At 34.7% G+C, this 16,286-nt stretch carries 17 protein-coding genes; 14 read left to right on the top strand and 3 right to left on the bottom strand.

Annotation, left to right across the window (positions count from 1 at the left end; translation table 11 throughout):
- Position 1: 1 nt before the first annotated feature.
- A complete protein-coding gene (locus HM990_RS18560) occupies positions 2-229 on the bottom strand; it encodes a DUF6341 family protein (protein WP_178991289.1) in 228 nt (75 codons plus the stop codon).
- Between the two features lie 472 nt (positions 230-701).
- Between HM990_RS18560 and HM990_RS18555 the strand changes: the two genes are divergently transcribed.
- Positions 702-1,619, top strand: coding sequence for a DUF6427 family protein (locus HM990_RS18555; protein ID WP_178991288.1), 918 nt, complete (start codon positions 702-704; stop codon positions 1,617-1,619).
- On the opposite strand, the gene upp is transcribed toward HM990_RS18555, so the two are convergent.
- Entirely contained in the window at positions 1,608-2,267 is a 660-nt protein-coding gene (gene upp / locus HM990_RS18550) for a uracil phosphoribosyltransferase (protein WP_178991285.1), read from the bottom strand. The two genes, HM990_RS18555 and upp, sit on opposite strands and share 12 nt — an antisense overlap.
- A gap of 199 nt (positions 2,268-2,466) precedes the next feature.
- Here upp and HM990_RS18545 point away from each other — a divergent pair, with 199 nt between their 5' ends.
- Together HM990_RS18545 and HM990_RS18540 are read left to right on the top strand one after the other, a co-directional pair.
- Positions 2,467-3,075 carry a DUF4254 domain-containing protein gene (locus HM990_RS18545; protein ID WP_178991283.1) on the top strand — a complete coding sequence of 203 codons (609 nt, stop codon included), beginning with the start codon at positions 2,467-2,469 and terminating at the stop codon, positions 3,073-3,075.
- Positions 3,076-3,226: 151 nt separating this feature from the next.
- Positions 3,227-4,246, top strand: coding sequence for a glycosyltransferase family 9 protein (locus tag HM990_RS18540; RefSeq protein WP_229719315.1), 1,020 nt, complete (start codon positions 3,227-3,229; stop codon positions 4,244-4,246).
- A 150-nt stretch (positions 4,247-4,396) separates the two neighbouring features.
- On the opposite strand, the gene HM990_RS18535 is transcribed toward HM990_RS18540, so the two are convergent.
- Positions 4,397-5,455: a ferredoxin--NADP reductase gene (locus HM990_RS18535; RefSeq protein ID WP_178991280.1), complete on the bottom strand. Its 1,059-nt coding sequence runs from the start codon at positions 5,453-5,455 to the stop codon at positions 4,397-4,399.
- A gap of 354 nt (positions 5,456-5,809) precedes the next feature.
- On the opposite strand from HM990_RS18535, the gene HM990_RS18530 reads away from it, so the two are divergent.
- The 11 genes from HM990_RS18530 (at position 5,810) to atpA (ending at position 16,216) form a co-directional block, all read left to right on the top strand.
- Positions 5,810-7,288 (top strand): DUF5687 family protein, encoded by a 1,479-nt coding sequence (locus HM990_RS18530; RefSeq protein WP_178991278.1) that lies wholly within the window; start codon positions 5,810-5,812, stop codon positions 7,286-7,288.
- A gap of 13 nt (positions 7,289-7,301) precedes the next feature.
- Positions 7,302-8,024: an ABC transporter ATP-binding protein gene (locus HM990_RS18525; RefSeq protein ID WP_178991276.1), complete on the top strand. Its 723-nt coding sequence runs from the start codon at positions 7,302-7,304 to the stop codon at positions 8,022-8,024.
- Between the two features lie 204 nt (positions 8,025-8,228).
- Positions 8,229-10,865 carry a type IX secretion system periplasmic lipoprotein PorW/SprE gene (gene porW, locus HM990_RS18520; RefSeq protein ID WP_229719314.1) on the top strand — a complete coding sequence of 879 codons (2,637 nt, stop codon included), beginning with the start codon at positions 8,229-8,231 and terminating at the stop codon, positions 10,863-10,865.
- 17 nt (positions 10,866-10,882) lie between these two features.
- Complete coding sequence (locus tag HM990_RS18515; protein WP_178991274.1) at positions 10,883-11,329, top strand: bactofilin family protein; 447 nt, start codon at positions 10,883-10,885, stop codon at positions 11,327-11,329.
- A complete protein-coding gene (locus tag HM990_RS18510; RefSeq protein ID WP_178991272.1) occupies positions 11,265-11,531 on the top strand; it encodes an AtpZ/AtpI family protein in 267 nt (88 codons plus the stop codon). Before HM990_RS18515 ends, HM990_RS18510 begins: the two co-directional genes overlap by 65 nt.
- Positions 11,528-11,926, top strand: coding sequence for a hypothetical protein (locus HM990_RS18505; RefSeq protein ID WP_178991270.1), 399 nt, complete (start codon positions 11,528-11,530; stop codon positions 11,924-11,926). The genes HM990_RS18510 and HM990_RS18505 overlap by 4 nt, the downstream gene beginning before the upstream one ends.
- Before the next feature lie 147 nt (positions 11,927-12,073).
- Entirely contained in the window at positions 12,074-13,162 is a 1,089-nt protein-coding gene (atpB, locus tag HM990_RS18500; RefSeq protein WP_178991268.1) for a F0F1 ATP synthase subunit A, read from the top strand.
- A 19-nt stretch (positions 13,163-13,181) separates the two neighbouring features.
- Positions 13,182-13,391 (top strand): ATP synthase F0 subunit C, encoded by a 210-nt coding sequence (gene atpE, locus HM990_RS18495; RefSeq protein ID WP_034042296.1) that lies wholly within the window; start codon positions 13,182-13,184, stop codon positions 13,389-13,391.
- Positions 13,392-13,498: 107 nt separating this feature from the next.
- The gene (locus tag HM990_RS18490) at positions 13,499-13,993 is read left to right on the top strand and encodes a F0F1 ATP synthase subunit B (protein WP_178991266.1); all 495 of its coding nucleotides are present in this window, start codon (positions 13,499-13,501) and stop codon (positions 13,991-13,993) included.
- 49 nt (positions 13,994-14,042) lie between these two features.
- Complete coding sequence (atpH, locus tag HM990_RS18485) at positions 14,043-14,579, top strand: ATP synthase F1 subunit delta (RefSeq protein WP_178991264.1); 537 nt, start codon at positions 14,043-14,045, stop codon at positions 14,577-14,579.
- 56 nt (positions 14,580-14,635) lie between these two features.
- Positions 14,636-16,216 carry a F0F1 ATP synthase subunit alpha gene (atpA, locus tag HM990_RS18480; RefSeq protein ID WP_178991262.1) on the top strand — a complete coding sequence of 527 codons (1,581 nt, stop codon included), beginning with the start codon at positions 14,636-14,638 and terminating at the stop codon, positions 16,214-16,216.
- Positions 16,217-16,286: the final 70 nt, after the last annotated feature.

The following is a 16,286-nucleotide window of genomic DNA, read 5'->3' as shown; positions in this document are numbered from 1 at the left end:
GTTATAGAAAGGAATGCGAAGAAATGGACTTGTCTTCTTCTCCATTGTCATTGTATTTTTTAAGCTCTAGCATCCAATATACAAATGCTACAAAGCCTATAATCATAAATATCCATGAGAAAATATTAGCAGAAAACCAGCTTTCTAATTCCAATGCTCTAAGGGCATCAAATGGAGCAAATAATACATCTACAAATAAATCTTGTATTCCGTAAAAGAAATCCTTCATAACTTTATAAATTTACATCAATTCTAATTTTGAATTGGGATTCAAGCAACAAAAGTACAAAATCTGATTGATACTGGTATAAAAGTGCGGTTAGAATTTTATATACTGAATTAAGCTTATTGGTAGTCCCGATAAATTGAATATTTTAAAAATACATGTAAGCACAGCAATATTTATAATTTTGATTGAGCATGAAATAAAATAATAGTAAGTTGAATTGGTTTTTTTGCGGTCAATCACTATATAAAAAAGCCACGAATACACGAATATTTTCAAAGTTTTGAAGTAAACCAAATTGGATTAACACTAATTTTTCAAAAAAATCGCAGATTTTTTTATTCGTGATAATTATATTTTTTCTATGGCATTGTGTTTTATTCGTGTATTCATGGCTAAATATTTTACAGTTTAATTGATATTTAGCTTAAAAAGAAGCGAAATATTATAATTGCATATTTATAAGAGTCTCTATATGATTACAAGCATTTTTAGTAAATCTAAGCCCATAAACTTCATAATCGTTGCAGTTTATGTGTCACTCCTTTTTGTAGTTACTAATTATAACTTGCTGTTTTCAGATCTAAATACTGCGTTAGCCACGATTTTTAAATGGGGAATCACTTTGTTCTTGGTTTTTCTTTTGGACTTCATTGTGGGGAAAAATAATCTGACCCAAAGAAACAGTTATGCGATATTGACCTTTGGTTTGCTTTTTGGCATGTTTCCAGAGGCGATGACACATTTAGATTTATTGTTGGCTAATCTGTTTGTGATATTCGCATTAAGACGATTGATAAGCTTACATTCTAAATTAAATATTAAAAAGAAGCTGTTTGATGCTGCCTTCTGGATTGCATTGGCAACCCTATTTTATTTTTGGGCGATACTCTTTTTTGCCTTGGTCATCGTGGCTTTGATTTATCATTCCCAAAATGACTTTAAAAATGTGATAATTCCTTTTGCTGGTGTCGTAACAGTAATAATTCTACTCTTAACCTATAACATTCTCGTACACGACGTGTACTTGAGACCTTCAAATTTTAAGCGCTATGCGAGTTTAGACTTTACAGCCTATAATAGTAAAGAAAACATCCTGAAACTTACAGTTTTGTTCACCTCATTTGTATGGACGATAATCTATTATTTTAGAATCATACCAGACAAGAACAAAAAGTTAAAACCATCTTATTTTATTATGGCTTGGGCATCGATTATAGCCATTTTAGTTGCAATCATTGCACCAATAAAAAACGGTAGTGAATTTTTATTTTTGTTTGTTCCATTTTCTATAATAATGGCGAATTATATCGAAGTGATTTCAGAACGTTGGTTCAAACAAGTGTTTATCGCACTTTTGCTTCTTACACCTATTATTGGGTTATTGCTGTAATTTATTGCCGAATGCCAGATCACCTGCATCACCTAGCCCAGGAATAATATAGCCTTTATCATTTAAGTGATCGTCCACAGCAGCAATCCAAAGTTGTACATCAGCATCAAACGCTTTTGTGATATAGTCGATACCAGGTTGCGCACCAATGACACTCACTAAATGTATGGCTTTGGGTATACCAAAAGGTTTTAAAGCTTCGAAAGTAGCTACCATAGATTGTCCTGTGGCCAACATTGGATCTGCTAAAATCAAGGTTTTACCCTCCAAACTCGGACAAGCTAAATACTCAACCACAATATCGAAACTTTCGGGATTGTGCTTATGTTGTCTGTATGCTGAAATAAAAGCATTTTCCGCAGCATCAAAATAATTCAATAAACCATTATGAAGTGGAACACCAGCTCTTAAAATGGAACACAATACAATATCTTTTTTGTGTAAAACGGTTTCAGAAGTGCCTAAAGGTGTTTTAATAGGGTGCGTTTCAAACTGAAGGGATTTACTGAGTTCGTAACCAATAATTTCTCCGATCCGCTCAATGTTTCTTCTAAAACGCATACTGTCTTTTTGCACGGTTTTATCGCGTAATTCAGACATAAACGTATTTAAAATTGAAGGCGTTTCAGAAAGGTTGTGAATTTGCATAATATGGAAATTGTTTCGGCCGATAAAGTTAATAATTCCTACCGTATTTCTATTGTAAGATTTAATTTTAAAAAGGAAGAACTAAAATTACAAATACAAAAAAGACCCATACGTTAGAACATGATTTTTTTAAGTTGCTTTAAAGAATTTACAACTTAAAAAATTCATGTACTTTTGCATATTATAAATCGATTTCATTATGTTTTCACAAAAAGCTAACGCTATATTTCAAGAAGTTATTAAAACCTATAAAGTTTTAAATTCAGTAGATCAACCCTTTACAAATAAGTACGATAAAAACGACGATCTCATCGCACATTTATTATACAGAAAATCTTGGATAGATACGGTTCAGTGGGCTTACGAAGATATTATTAGAGACCCAAATATTGATCCTGTTGCCGCTTTAAAGTTAAAAAGAATGATTGATGCCTCTAACCAAGACAGAACGGATACAGTTGAATATATTGACAGTTATTTTTTGGATAAATACAAAGATGTAACCGTAAAACCAGGAGCTAAAATCAATTCTGAAAGTCCGGCTTGGGCCATAGACAGGCTTTCTATTTTGGCGCTTAAAATTTACCATATGCATCTCGAGACCGTCAGAGATGATGCCAGTGATGCACATAAAGCAGCTTGTCAAAAGAAATTGGATGTCCTTTTGGAGCAACGTGTAGATTTAAGTACTGCAATTGATGATCTACTTAATGATATCTCCAATGGAGACAAGTACATGAAGGTTTACAAGCAGATGAAAATGTATAATGATGATGAATTGAATCCTGTTTTGAGAGGTCTGAAGTAACGAATTCTGGCGAAAGCTGTAATCTCATTTTCCACTTCGGTTGCATTAAATATTAAGAGTGGTTAAGAAACACGTCTGTCATTTTGAGCCCAGCCGAAGAATCTCATTTTAAGATATTTCGTCTTCTCTTAATATGACATATATAAAAATTATGTCTAACAAACCGAACCACATATTAGCCATAAGGTTTTCAGCAATGGGAGACGTGGCAATGACAGTTCCCGTGCTTCGAGCACTTACGGCACAACATCCCGAACTCAAGGTCACAGTTGTTACTAGAGGATTGTTTAAACCGTTCTTTCAAGATTTAGAAAACGTTAGTGTATATGAAGCCGACTTAAAAGGTAATCACAAAGGTGTTTTAGGACTTTATAAATTATCAAAAGAACTAAAGGCCTTAGGTTTTGATGCCGTCGCAGATTTACACAATGTTCTTAGAAGTAAAATTTTAAAGTTCTTTTTCTTCGGAAATAACGTAGTGCAATTAAAGAAAGGTAGAGCTGAGAAAAAGGCACTCACATCAGGACAGGCTTTTCGGCAATTAAAAACCACGCTTCAACGCTATGCAGAAGTTTTTGAAGCCTTAGGTTATCCAGTAGACTTATCGCAACCTACATTTCCAAAACCAAAACCGTTTTCTGAAGAACTGAACGCCTTCATTTCCAAAAAAAACCTCAAAACTATCGGAATTGCACCTTTTGCAGCGCACCAGAGCAAAATGTATCCATTAGAACAAATGGAGAATGTAATTAAAAAACTGTCTGAAAATTATAATATCATTTTATTTGGAGGGGGAAACAAAGAAATAGAAATTTTAAATCAACTTGAAACCAAATTCGACAACGTAAAATCCGTAGCCGGAAAATTGAATTTAGAAGATGAGTTAGTGCTCATTTCAAATCTAGACCTTATGTTAGCTATGGATTCCGGAAATGCACATATCGCAGCCATGTTAGGCAAAAAAGTAATTACCATTTGGGGAGTTACACATCCATTTGCTGGTTTTGCACCTTTTAATCAACTTAAAGATTATTCTCTGACAGCAGATAGAAAGAAATTCCCTTTAATTCCGACTTCAATTTACGGCAACACATACCCTGAAGATTATAAAAATGCTGCTGGAAGTGTTACGGTAAAAACTATCGTATCAAAAATTTCAGAGGTTTTATAATTCTTTTTTTCAGTATTAAATATAAAGGATAATTTAAGAAAAAAGACCTGTAAGAGGTTTTATTCCCGAAAGCTTTCGGGACTGCTAGGTCTCAGGTTATTTTTCATTGGTAGCTAGTTCCCTTCCTTTGGAAGGGTTAGGGAAGGCTTCTTACACATCATCATAATCCACAGCAACATTTGCAGACGTCGGATGCGCTTGGCACGTTAATATCAAACCTTCTGCAACTTCTCCATCCGTCAATATATTATTTTGACGCATTTTGGCTTCGCCTTCGGTAAGTCTGGCAATACAACTACTACAAATTCCACCTTGACAAGAGTAAGGCGCATCAATATCTTGTTTTAAAGCCGCTTCAAGAATAGTTTGCTTTTGCGACATATTGAATTCAAACTCTTCATCATCAACCATCACCTTGATTTTAGTTTGTCCTGAAGGCAAATCTGTCGTAATTTCGGTATCAGCTTCAACAGGAGCTGTAAACAATTCAAACTTAATCGCATTTTCCTTTATACCATTTTCGATTAATACATCTTTTACGGTATGGATCATTTGTTCTGGGCCACAAAGAAAAAATTGTTCAATTGTAACATCCTTGTATTTGTTTTTTACGATGAGGTTGACCGTACTTTTTTCAATCCGACCAAATAGCGCATCTTCCTCTTTTACCTGACTGTAAATAAAATGAACATGAAGTCGATTGCCATAAAATGCTTGTAGTTCTACAAGGTCTTTAAAAAACATAGCGTCTTCAGAAGATTTATTCCCATAAACCAAGATAAAATTACTAAAAGGCTCGTCTTCCAAAAGTGTTTTTGCAATACTAAGAACTGGTGTAATTCCGCTTCCAGCAGCAAAAGCAGCAATGGTTCTGGTTTTGGCATTATTGGCTTCAAAAGTAAAACGTCCATTGGGTTCTGCCACCTCTAGCGTATCGCCAGCTTTTAATTGCTCGTTAGCATAAATGGAAAATGTACCACCTTCAACCGCCTTTACGGCTACAGTAACATTGCCGCTTTTTTGGGAAGCACAAATGGAATAATCCCGTCGGATGTCTTCGTTATTAATAGTCGTTTTTAAGGTAATGTATTGTCCGGCTTTAAAGCTGAATTTTTCTTTTAGATTCTCAGGAATATCAAAGGTAATGGCAACCGAATTGTCCGTTACTTTATCAACTGATTTTATAGTGAGTGAATGAAATTGTGACATTAAAAATTGTTTTATGCAAAAATAAGAAATGTATTAGAACCTAGTAGGTTTTTAAGACCTTGTCTGAATAAATTTTGATGTATATCAATACATACCATTATTGTTCATAAGAAAACAACACAATCACTAATAATCTTAGAGTTAGATAAAATTGCTTTTGAGTTTTAATTATTTTGTCATTCGATCATATTTATAATTTTATAGGCACTAGCACTTTACGTCTCAATTTTTGTAATTTTATCCAAATCCAAAAACGGCATAGCAAGGCATCAGCCAGAATACAATTTGCTATAGTTAGTGTAACAAATTTCACTAAAGTACTACTAACCCAACACACAACCCAACCAAAACAGGATGATAAAACATTTTCTCAATCTCGAATGGAAACAATATTTTCGTTCGTCCTATTGGCAGAAAAATATAGCTATCAATATCTTAATGGTATTTTTTGCGCTTTATTTTGTGGTTATGTTTTTAAGTTTGGGCTTCGGACTGCTTTTTATTCTTAAAAAAATGTATCCTGATCAAGATCCATTCATAATTGTAAATGGGTTTATATTTTTCTGGATTATCGGTGACTTAATGATGCGTTTCTTTTTACAGAAACTACCCGTTATGAGTGTAAAGCCCTTACTTATTTTACCCATAAAACGATCTACAGTAGTTAACTATGTTTTAGGAAAATCTGCAGTATCGTTTTTTAATTTTTTACCCTTATTTGCCATCATTCCATTTAGTATTATGCTCGTAAGGGATGGCTATGCAACTTCCATGGTTTTAACATGGATGTTTACCATGATAATTTTTGTACTTATTATCAATTTTCTGAATTTTATTATTGAAGCTTTTTCTGCTGAGAAAGAATTATCATTTCTTCCTATTATTACAGTTGTGGGTATCTTGTTTGGCTTAAACCATTTTGGCGTGCTTCCAATGACCACATTAATTGGTGAAGCACTAATAGGAATAGCAAATAACCCAATTTTCATACTTATTCCAATTGCAATTCTAGCATTTTGTTATGCTTTCAACTTTAAAATTTTAAGAAGTAAACTATTTTTAGATAGCTCACTGAAATCTAAAGTTATAGAAGTCAATGCGGCAGATTTATCTTGGACCAAACGTTTTGGAGACATTGCACCATTTATGCAATTAGATTTAAAACTGATTTGGAGAAACAAAAGAACAAAATCCATGACATTTTTATTGTTGATTGGTGTGCTTTATGGACTGTTCTTTTATCCACAGCCCATGTACAGGGAAATGTCTTTCATGTCTGCTTTTATCGGAATATTCTCAACAGGGTTTTTCTTGATCAATTTCGGACAGTTCATTCCAGCTTGGGATAGCGCTTACTACAAACTATTAATGAGCCAAAACATTAAATACGAGCAATATTTGCGTTCAAAATTTATATTAATGGTCATAAGCGTGGTTCTGCTTTTTGTTTTGGGTATTCCGTATGTGTATTTTGGTTATAAAATCTTGATCGCACACTTTGCAGCAGCGATTTATAATATTGGCGTCAATACGCACGTGATACTTTGGGGAGGATCTTTCAACCGTAAAAAAATTGAATTGGATAAAAAAGCAGCTTTTAATTATCAAGGAACTGGAGCCGTACAATGGCTGATTGGTATTCCGTTAATGTTGGTGCCAATGGGTTTATTTGGCCTAGTCAACTGGCTCGCTGGCTTTGGAGCTGCAATAGCCTTATTAATCGTACTTGGAATTTCAGGCATTGTTTTTCATAAAAAATTAATGAAAGGTATCACCCAAAAATATCTCGATTCAAAACACAAAATGATTGACGCTTTTAGTCAAGATAACTAATACACAAACAACCATGATATATACAAAAGACCTTACAAAAGCATATAAAGGAACAACTGTTCTTAATATTGAAGAATTAAAAATCCCTAAAGGTCAAAGTTTTGGTTTGGTAGGAAATAATGGTGCTGGAAAAACAACGTATTTCAGTTTATTATTAGATTTAATTAAACCAACCACAGGAAACATTACAAGTAATAGCGTTGTTGTGGATGAAAGTGAAGACTGGAAACCATTCACATCTTCTTTTATTGACGAAAGTTTCTTGATCGGTTATCTAACACCTGAAGAATATTTCTATTTTATCGGAGAATTACGCGGACAAAACAAAGCAGATGTCGATAATTTAACATCAAAGTTTGAAGATTTCTTTAACGGCGAAATTATAGGAAAGAAAAAATACCTAAGGGATTTAAGTAAAGGAAACCAAAAGAAAGCCGGCATTGTAGCAGCATTAATCGGTAATCCTGAAGTTATTATCTTAGATGAACCTTTCGCAAACCTAGATCCAACCACCCAAATAAGACTAAAACAAATTATTAAAGATTTAGCCAAAAAACAAGGTGGAACCGTTTTGGTATCTAGTCACGATTTAATGCACGTGACTGATGTGTGTGAAAGAATCGTTGTGTTAGAAAAGGGCAATGTGATTAAAGATTTAGAAACCAATCCTACAACATTAAAGGAATTGGAAGCGCATTTTGGAAGCAGCGCCATGGCATCACAAGAAGAAGAATAATCCCCTTTAGTTCCCCAAAAGGGGAAAACTCACCTGCACTTACGAACAACCCTCGTGTACGGACACGTCGCGACTTGTACCTACGCGAGAGAATATTTTTCAGGTCACAATAAAGCCAATAATTCAAAAAGATATGTATTTTTACCACCCAACACACTAAACAGGGTGTTTTTGAGTTATCTATTAACCAAATAGAACCAACGTTTGAAAACCTATTACAAAATCATATTATTGCTTTTCTGTGCATCAATGCTTACCCAAAGCTGTTCGCGCAAAAAAGATAAATTCATTAACCGACAGTTTCATGCTTTAGGCACTAAATACAATGTGCTTTATAATGGCAATATTGCGCTGATACGTGGCATTGATGGTGTAAATAATGAATTTACAGAAAATTTCTGGGAGCTCTTGCCTGTTGAGCGTATGAGTGTGTCCGAAGATATTTTTTTGCCAGGACAAACCAAAAATGCCGATTTTGAGCGTGCTGAAGAAAAAGCCATTAAGGCCATCCAAACTCACGGGATGAATATAGGTGGTAAGGAAAAAAATCCACAGATTGACGAAGCTTATTTACTTTTAGGGCAGGCACGCTATTTCGATCAACGATTTGTGCCAGCAATGGCAGCTTTCAACAATATTTTAAATAAATATCCAACAAGCGATAAAATAAATCAGGTTAAAATCTGGCGCGAAAAAACAAGTATGCGTTTAGATAATAACGTTGGTGCTATTGAGAAACTGACACGACTCCTCAAAGAAGAAGACATCGAAGGCCAAGATTTAGCAGATGCTTCGGCAGCTTTAGCGCAAGCTTATCTCAATACAAAATCTAAGGATAGTGCGCTTGCCCAACTGACAATTGCTGCGGAAAACACAGAAGTGAAAAGAGAAAAAGCACGTTATCATTTTATTAAAGGACAAATTTATAATGAATTTGGTAAAAAAGACAGTGCAAATATGGAGTTCGATGCCATTATAGACATGCATCGTCAGATCCCAAGATCTTTTTATATCAACGCACATATTGAAAAATCAAATAATTTTGAGGCCTCAGATGGAAATGAAATAGAGTTTGAAGACTATTTAGCTGAACTTGAAGAAAACAGAGAGAACAGACCATTTTTAGATAAAATCTATTACCGCATTGCCGAATACCATCGCCATAAGATGTCAGATAGTATTGCGGAAGTCTATTATAATAAATCACTTAGAAAAACAAGCTCAGACAAATACCTAAGATCCCTTAATTACGAAACATTAGGGAATATGTATTTCGACAAGAATATATATAAAATCGCTGGAGCCTATTACGACTCAACGATGACTGCCATGGTTGAAAACACCAAGCTCTACAGAATCATAAAGAAGAAACGGGAAAACCTCGATGATGTGATATATTATGAAGGTATTGCGCAAACCAATGATAGTATTCTAAGAATGGTGAGTCTTCCAAAAGCTGAACAATTGGCCATTTACACACAATTTGCGGAAGACCAACGATTAAAAGCGCTAGAAGCAAAAAAAGAACAAGAAGCAGCCTTAGAACGACAAAAAAATCAGCCAATAGCAACTAATAAGTTAGACCAAAGAAAATCACAAAATCTAAGAAGTGTGGGCGGTCCACCAGATATGTCCAAGAATTTTCAGTCTAAAGGAAATCAAGTGATAAGTAACAATAATAGCAAAAGCAGTTTTTATTTTTATAACCAAACTACTGTAGCTTACGGTAAAAATGAGTTTCTGAAACTTTGGGGAAATCGTAAACTTCAAGATAACTGGAGACTGTCTAGTGAGCGTGCTAGTCTTGTAAACACTGTAAAGAATGATAGCTTAATGGACACCGCTACAGAAGATACACGTTTTGATCCAGAAACCTATTTGGCATCTTTACCAACAGAGCAAAAAGAATTAGATAGCATCGCTAAAGAGCGAAACTTCGCTTATTATCAATTGGGTATTATTTATAAGGAAAAATTTAAAGAACTTGAATTGTCAAAAACTAGGTTCGAGGATTTATTGGAAAACAATCCTGAAGACCGATTGATTTTACCTTCAAAATATAATTTATATCGTCTTTATGTCGAATTAGGACTAAACCGAAAAGCGGAAGCGATGAAAACGACAATCATCAATGAGTATCCAGATTCTCGTTATGCCGAAATTCTTTTAAATCCACAATCAGAACTATCTAAGGACGAAAACAGTCCTGAAGCCATTTACACTAAGCTCTACAAACAATTTGAAAATGAAGAATATGCTGCTGTGATTAAAGAAGCAGAAGCGCAGATAAAACGCTTGGAAGGCGATGATTTTGTGCCAAAATTTGAAATTCTAAAAGCCTCCGCTAAAGGAAGACTTTACGGTTTTGAAGCTTATAAGGAAGGAATTAACTATATTGCCTTAACTTATGTGAATACAGAAGAAGGTAAAAAGGCACAAGATATTATAACGAATGCCTTTCCTGTGTTGGCAAAAAAGGAATTTGTAGCCGATGATGATGCCGAGAATTTTAATGTCATTTTTCAATTCGAGAATAATGAGGAAGAAGATGTTGAGGCATTTATTAAGACTTTAGACGAGGAAGTTGCTAAGGTAGAATACTTTGACCTTAGTACATCAAAGGATGTTTACGACGAAAACACTACTTTTGTAGTGGTGCATGGACTAAAAAGTATAGGTGGTGCAAAAGGATTTGCAGAATTACTGAAATCGGGAGAAAAGGACAAAAGAGGGCGTATTGTAAAACCTAAAATTACAAGACCTTATTTTGCAATTTCATCGGCAAACTATGCTATAATACAAAGACATAAAAATTTAAATGCGTATTTAGAGTTACAGTAACTTAAAACCAAATCATCATGTTTTCTTCAGACAACAAAAAACCAAAACAATCAACCATGGAAACAACTACTCAGCAAAACATAATAGCACAAGGCACTAAAATTGTAGGTGACATAGCCAGCCAAGGCCCTTTTAGAATTGACGGAACTGTAGAAGGAAATGTTAAAACATCAGGAAAGATTGTGGTCGGTAAATCTGGTTTTATAAAAGGGACTCTACAAGGTGAAAATGCCGATTTTGAAGGTAAATTTTCAGGTAAGCTTATTTTATCTGGTACCTTATCTTTAAAATCTACAGCTCATATTGAAGGTGAAGTCCATATAAGTAAGTTGGCTGTTGAGCCAGGAGCAACTTTTAACGCAACGTGTAGCATGAAAGGTACCGTTAAATCATTATCTAATGAGCCAAGCAAACCACAACAAGCCTCAGAGCCAACAACCACAAGACCAGAAAGACAAGCTTAATTCTTATGCAGTCTATTCAGGGATTGTAATTCAAATGGTTGCTATAATAGCGATAGGCACTTTTATTGGTATTAAACTAGATGAGTCTTATCCCAACGAAAATAACTTATTTACACTAGGACTAACATTGGGTTCTGTTATTGCTTCAATTATTTACGTAATTAGACGTATTATTGCAGCTTCAAAAGATGACAATAAATGAATGACCTTTTTAAAAAAAGAGAAGTAAATTTTCTTATTCAACTACTTATCTTAAGTGCTTTACTCTTTGGAATTCATAGTTATCTCAATTATCATTTTGCAAAAGATGTTGTTTTGTTTTTCCCTTTATGGCAGATTTATCTATTTCATATTATAACTGTGCTAATTATCTACACCTTAATAAATTATCGGGATTCTATTGGTAAAACCGAAGTGTTTAATGCGTTTATCTTGGGAATGCTTTTAAAAATGATACTCACTATGGTATTTTTATTACCTTGGATTTTATCTAAACCAGAGCAGAAAGGATTTGATCTTGCAAATTTCTTCATTCCATATTTCTTGTATTTATCCTTTGAGGTTTTTACCATCACTAAATTTCTTCAGAAGTCTTAAATAAATAGTTTCAAAACACCTATTAATCAGTTGTTTTAATCGACAAAACGGCATTAAAAATTATCGATAAATTATTGTTTGTGAATTCATATAATGTACGTACATTTGCACCGAATTTAAAGTAAGGTATTTTTTAAGCCCATTAGAATGAGAATAAGCACCTTTAAAAGCATAATATTTTCAGCGTTATTTTTAACGGTATTTAATATTGGTTTTGCCTCTGAAACAAAAGAAGGAGGAGACGACGAAAAATTCGATCCTAAAGAGATGATCTTACATCACGTTAAGGATGCTTACGGAATGCACTTATTTGATTGGAATGGCCATGCTGTTTCTATCCCACTACCTTTGATTTTATGGACGGATAATGGGTTAACCACGTTTTCATCTTCAGAATTCCACCATGATTATAACGGAGAAGTTGTTGTTGAGAAGAACGGACAGCGTTTTGTTAACGTACACGAAAAAGTATATGTTTTAGACGAAGGCGCAACGGCAGTAAAATACGATGCTGAGCATCATCCAACAAACGCACACAGACCGAAATTAGATTTATCGATTACGAGAAACGTATTTATGATGTGGGTTTCTGTGGCGCTATTGTTATTAATCTTTTTATTTGCCGCACGTCGTTATAAAAAATCAGAAAATTACGTACCAACTGGAGTCGCTAGTTTTGTTGAACCTCTAATTGTATTTGTTAGGGATGAAATCGCAAGACCAATGATTGGTGAGCATAAATACAAAAGGTACATGCCTTACTTATTAACCATATTTTTCTTTATATGGATCAATAATATTTTTGGGTTAATACCAATCTTTAATGGAGCTAACTTAAGTGGTAACATTGCGTTTACATTTACATTAGCGGTTATTACATTTATTATTACAACATTTAGCGGTAATAAAAACTATTGGAAGCACATCTTTTGGATGCCAGGCGTTCCTGTACCAATGAAAATATTTTTAATGCCAATTGAGATTATAGGAATGTTTGTAAAACCTATTTCCTTAATGATTCGTTTGTTTGCCAACATTACGGCTGGTCACGTAATCATATTAGCGTTAATGTCATTGATATTTGTATTTGAAACTGTTTATATAGCACCAGTATCTGTAGCATTCTCATTGTTTATTACGGTTATTGAAATTATAGTAACAGCGATTCAAGCTTATATATTTACAATATTGTCAGCCCTTTATTTTGGGATGGCAACTGAAGAAGAACATCATTAATTAATTTAAATTTTATATTATGACTATTACTGGAATTGCAGCTATTGGAGCTGGTTTAGCAGCTATTGGAGCTGGTGTTGGTATTGGTAAGATTGGTGGATCAGCTATGGAAGCTATGGCTCGTCAACCAGAAATGCACGGAAAGATTCAATCTTCTGCATTAATCTTAGCAGCCTTCGTAGAAGCGGTAGCACTATTTGGTGTTGTTGTTGCTTTCTTACAAGGGTAAGACATTTAAGATACAGAAGTAACGGTTGGTTGCTTCTGTATTTTATATCATCCTTCAAAGCTTTATGTGTAGAAGGATAAAATTTAAGTTATTTAAAACAAAACAAAATGGATTTAATTACACCTGAATTTGGATTGGTCTTTTGGACGTTAATTACATTTTTGATATTGCTTCTTATCTTAAGAAAATTTGCTTGGAAACCGATTTTAGGGGCTGTAGGCGAAAGAGAAGAAGGTATTAAAGATGCATTGGCTTCTGCTGAAAAGGCACGTAGGGAGATGGAAAACCTTCATGCTGATAACGAACGTATTCTGCAAGAAGCACGTGCTGAACGTGAAGCGATGTTAAAAGATGCTCGTGACATGAAGAATAAAATTGTTTCAGACGCTAAAGAAGAAGCGCAAGCACAAGCGAGCAAAATGATTGAGCAGGCACAAGCCGCTATTGAAAGTGAAAAGAAAGCATCGATGGCAGAATTAAAAAGCTATGTTGCAGGCTTATCAATCGATATCGCTGAAAAGGTAGTGCGTGAAGAATTATCTAACAAAGACAAGCAACTAAAATTGGTTGAAAACATGTTAGGAGAAGCAACTTTAAACTAAAATTAATTAATAAGAACTTCTTTCCTTTGGAAAGGATTTAGAATAGGATATGGCAGGATCTAGAGCGGCAATACGTTATGCCAAAGCAGTTTTGAGCTTAGCAACAGACAATAAATCTGCTGAAGCGGTAAACAGTGATATGAAATCAATCACTAACGCTATCACTCAGAGTGTGGACTTAGATCAGATGCTTCAAAGTCCTGTAGTGAGAGCTTCAGATAAAAAATCGGTACTTTCAAAAGTGTTTAAGGATGCTAATGTGGCAACCTTTAATTTAATAGACACATTAATTGAAAACAAAAGACTGGCGCTTTTAAATGATGTAGCTGCAAGTTATATAATGTTATACGATCGACTAAGGGACTCACAAATTGCGAAGGTAACGACAGCAGTGCCTTTAACTGAGGATTTAAAAGCCAAGGTTGTTGCTAAAGTGAAAGAACTAACAGGTAAGAAAGCAGAATTAGAAAATATTATAGATGAAAGCATCTTAGGTGGTTTCATATTACGAGTAGGAGATATTCAGTATAATGCAAGTATCGCAAACAAACTCGATAAATTAAAAAGAGAATTTACATTAAATTAAAAACGTCAGAGTTGGCGACTAACGTCTAACATCTAACGTCTAATATCTAAATAGAGATGGCAGAAGTAAAACCAGCTGAAATATCAGCAATCTTAAAACAACAACTTTCAGGTTTTGAAGCAAGTGCTTCATTAGACGAAGTAGGGACAGTATTAACTGTAGGTGATGGTATTGTACGTGCTTACGGATTAGCTAATGTGCAATATGGTGAATTAGTGGAATTCGATGGTGGTGCAGAAGGAATTGTACTTAACCTTGAAGAGGATAATGTAGGTATTGTACTTTTAGGAACTTCAATAGGAGTGAAAGAAGGTTCTATAGTAAAACGTACAGAACGAATTGCCTCTGTGAAAGTAGGAGAAGGTATTGTTGGTCGTGTTGTAGATACTTTAGGTAATCCTATTGATGGTAAAGGACCAATCGCTGGTGAAACTTATGAAATGCCTTTAGAGCGTAAAGCACCTGGTGTGATATACAGAGAGCCGGTAACTGAGCCGTTACAAACAGGTATTAAGGCGATTGACGCCATGATTCCAGTTGGTAGAGGGCAACGTGAGTTGGTAATTGGTGACCGTCAAACTGGTAAAACAGCGGTTTGTATTGATACCATCTTAAATCAAAAAGAATTTTACGATGCAGGTGAGCCTGTATATTGTATATATGTTGCTGTAGGTCAAAAGGCTTCAACAGTAGCTTTAATTGCTAAAACTTTAGAAGAAAGAGGTGCTTTAGCTTATACAACAATAGTTGCTGCAAATGCATCAGATCCTGCTGCAATGCAAGTTTATGCACCATTTACAGGCGCATCTATTGGAGAATATTTTAGAGATACTGGTCGTCCGGCTTTAATCGTATTTGATGATTTATCAAAACAAGCCGTTGCTTACCGTGAGGTGTCTTTATTGTTAAGACGTCCTCCAGGACGTGAGGCATATCCTGGTGATGTATTCTACTTACACTCAAGATTATTGGAGCGTTCTGCTAAAGTCATTAACGATGATTCTATTGCTAAAGAAATGAACGATTTACCTGAGGTTCTAAAACCTTTAGTAAAAGGTGGTGGTTCTTTAACGGCATTGCCAATCATTGAAACACAAGCGGGTGACGTATCGGCATATATTCCAACTAACGTAATTTCGATTACGGATGGTCAGATATTCTTAGATGGTGATTTATTTAACTCTGGTGTTCGTCCAGCGATTAACGTAGGTATTTCAGTATCGCGTGTTGGTGGTAATGCACAGATTAAATCTATGAAAAAGGTATCTGGTACATTGAAATTAGATCAAGCGCAGTTCCGTGAATTGGAAGCATTTGCTAAGTTTGGTTCAGATTTAGATGCGGTTACACTAAACGTAATCAACAAAGGTAAGCGTAATGTTGAAATCTTGAAGCAAGCACAAAACGACCCTTTCAGAGTTGAAGATCAGGTCGCTATTATTTATGCAGGTTCTAAGAACTTGTTAAAGGATGTTCCTGTCGATAAAGTGAAGGAATTTGAGAGAGACTATTTGGAGTTCTTAAACGCCAAGCATAGAGATACTTTAGATACACTTAAAGCAGGTAAATTAACCGATGAGGTCATTGATACATTGACAAGCGTAGCAAAAGATCTTTCAAGTAAATACAGAGCTTAATATTTTAAACTAATGTCACTCGGATGATTACCAAAAGCAAAACATATTTTGTTGGAGGTAGCTAGAAGGG

This window comes from Winogradskyella schleiferi, from assembly GCF_013394655.1.
Taxonomy (GTDB): domain Bacteria; phylum Bacteroidota; class Bacteroidia; order Flavobacteriales; family Flavobacteriaceae; genus Winogradskyella; species Winogradskyella schleiferi.
Note: the sequence above shows the minus strand (reverse complement) of the source record. Positions and strands in the feature narration are given on the sequence as shown.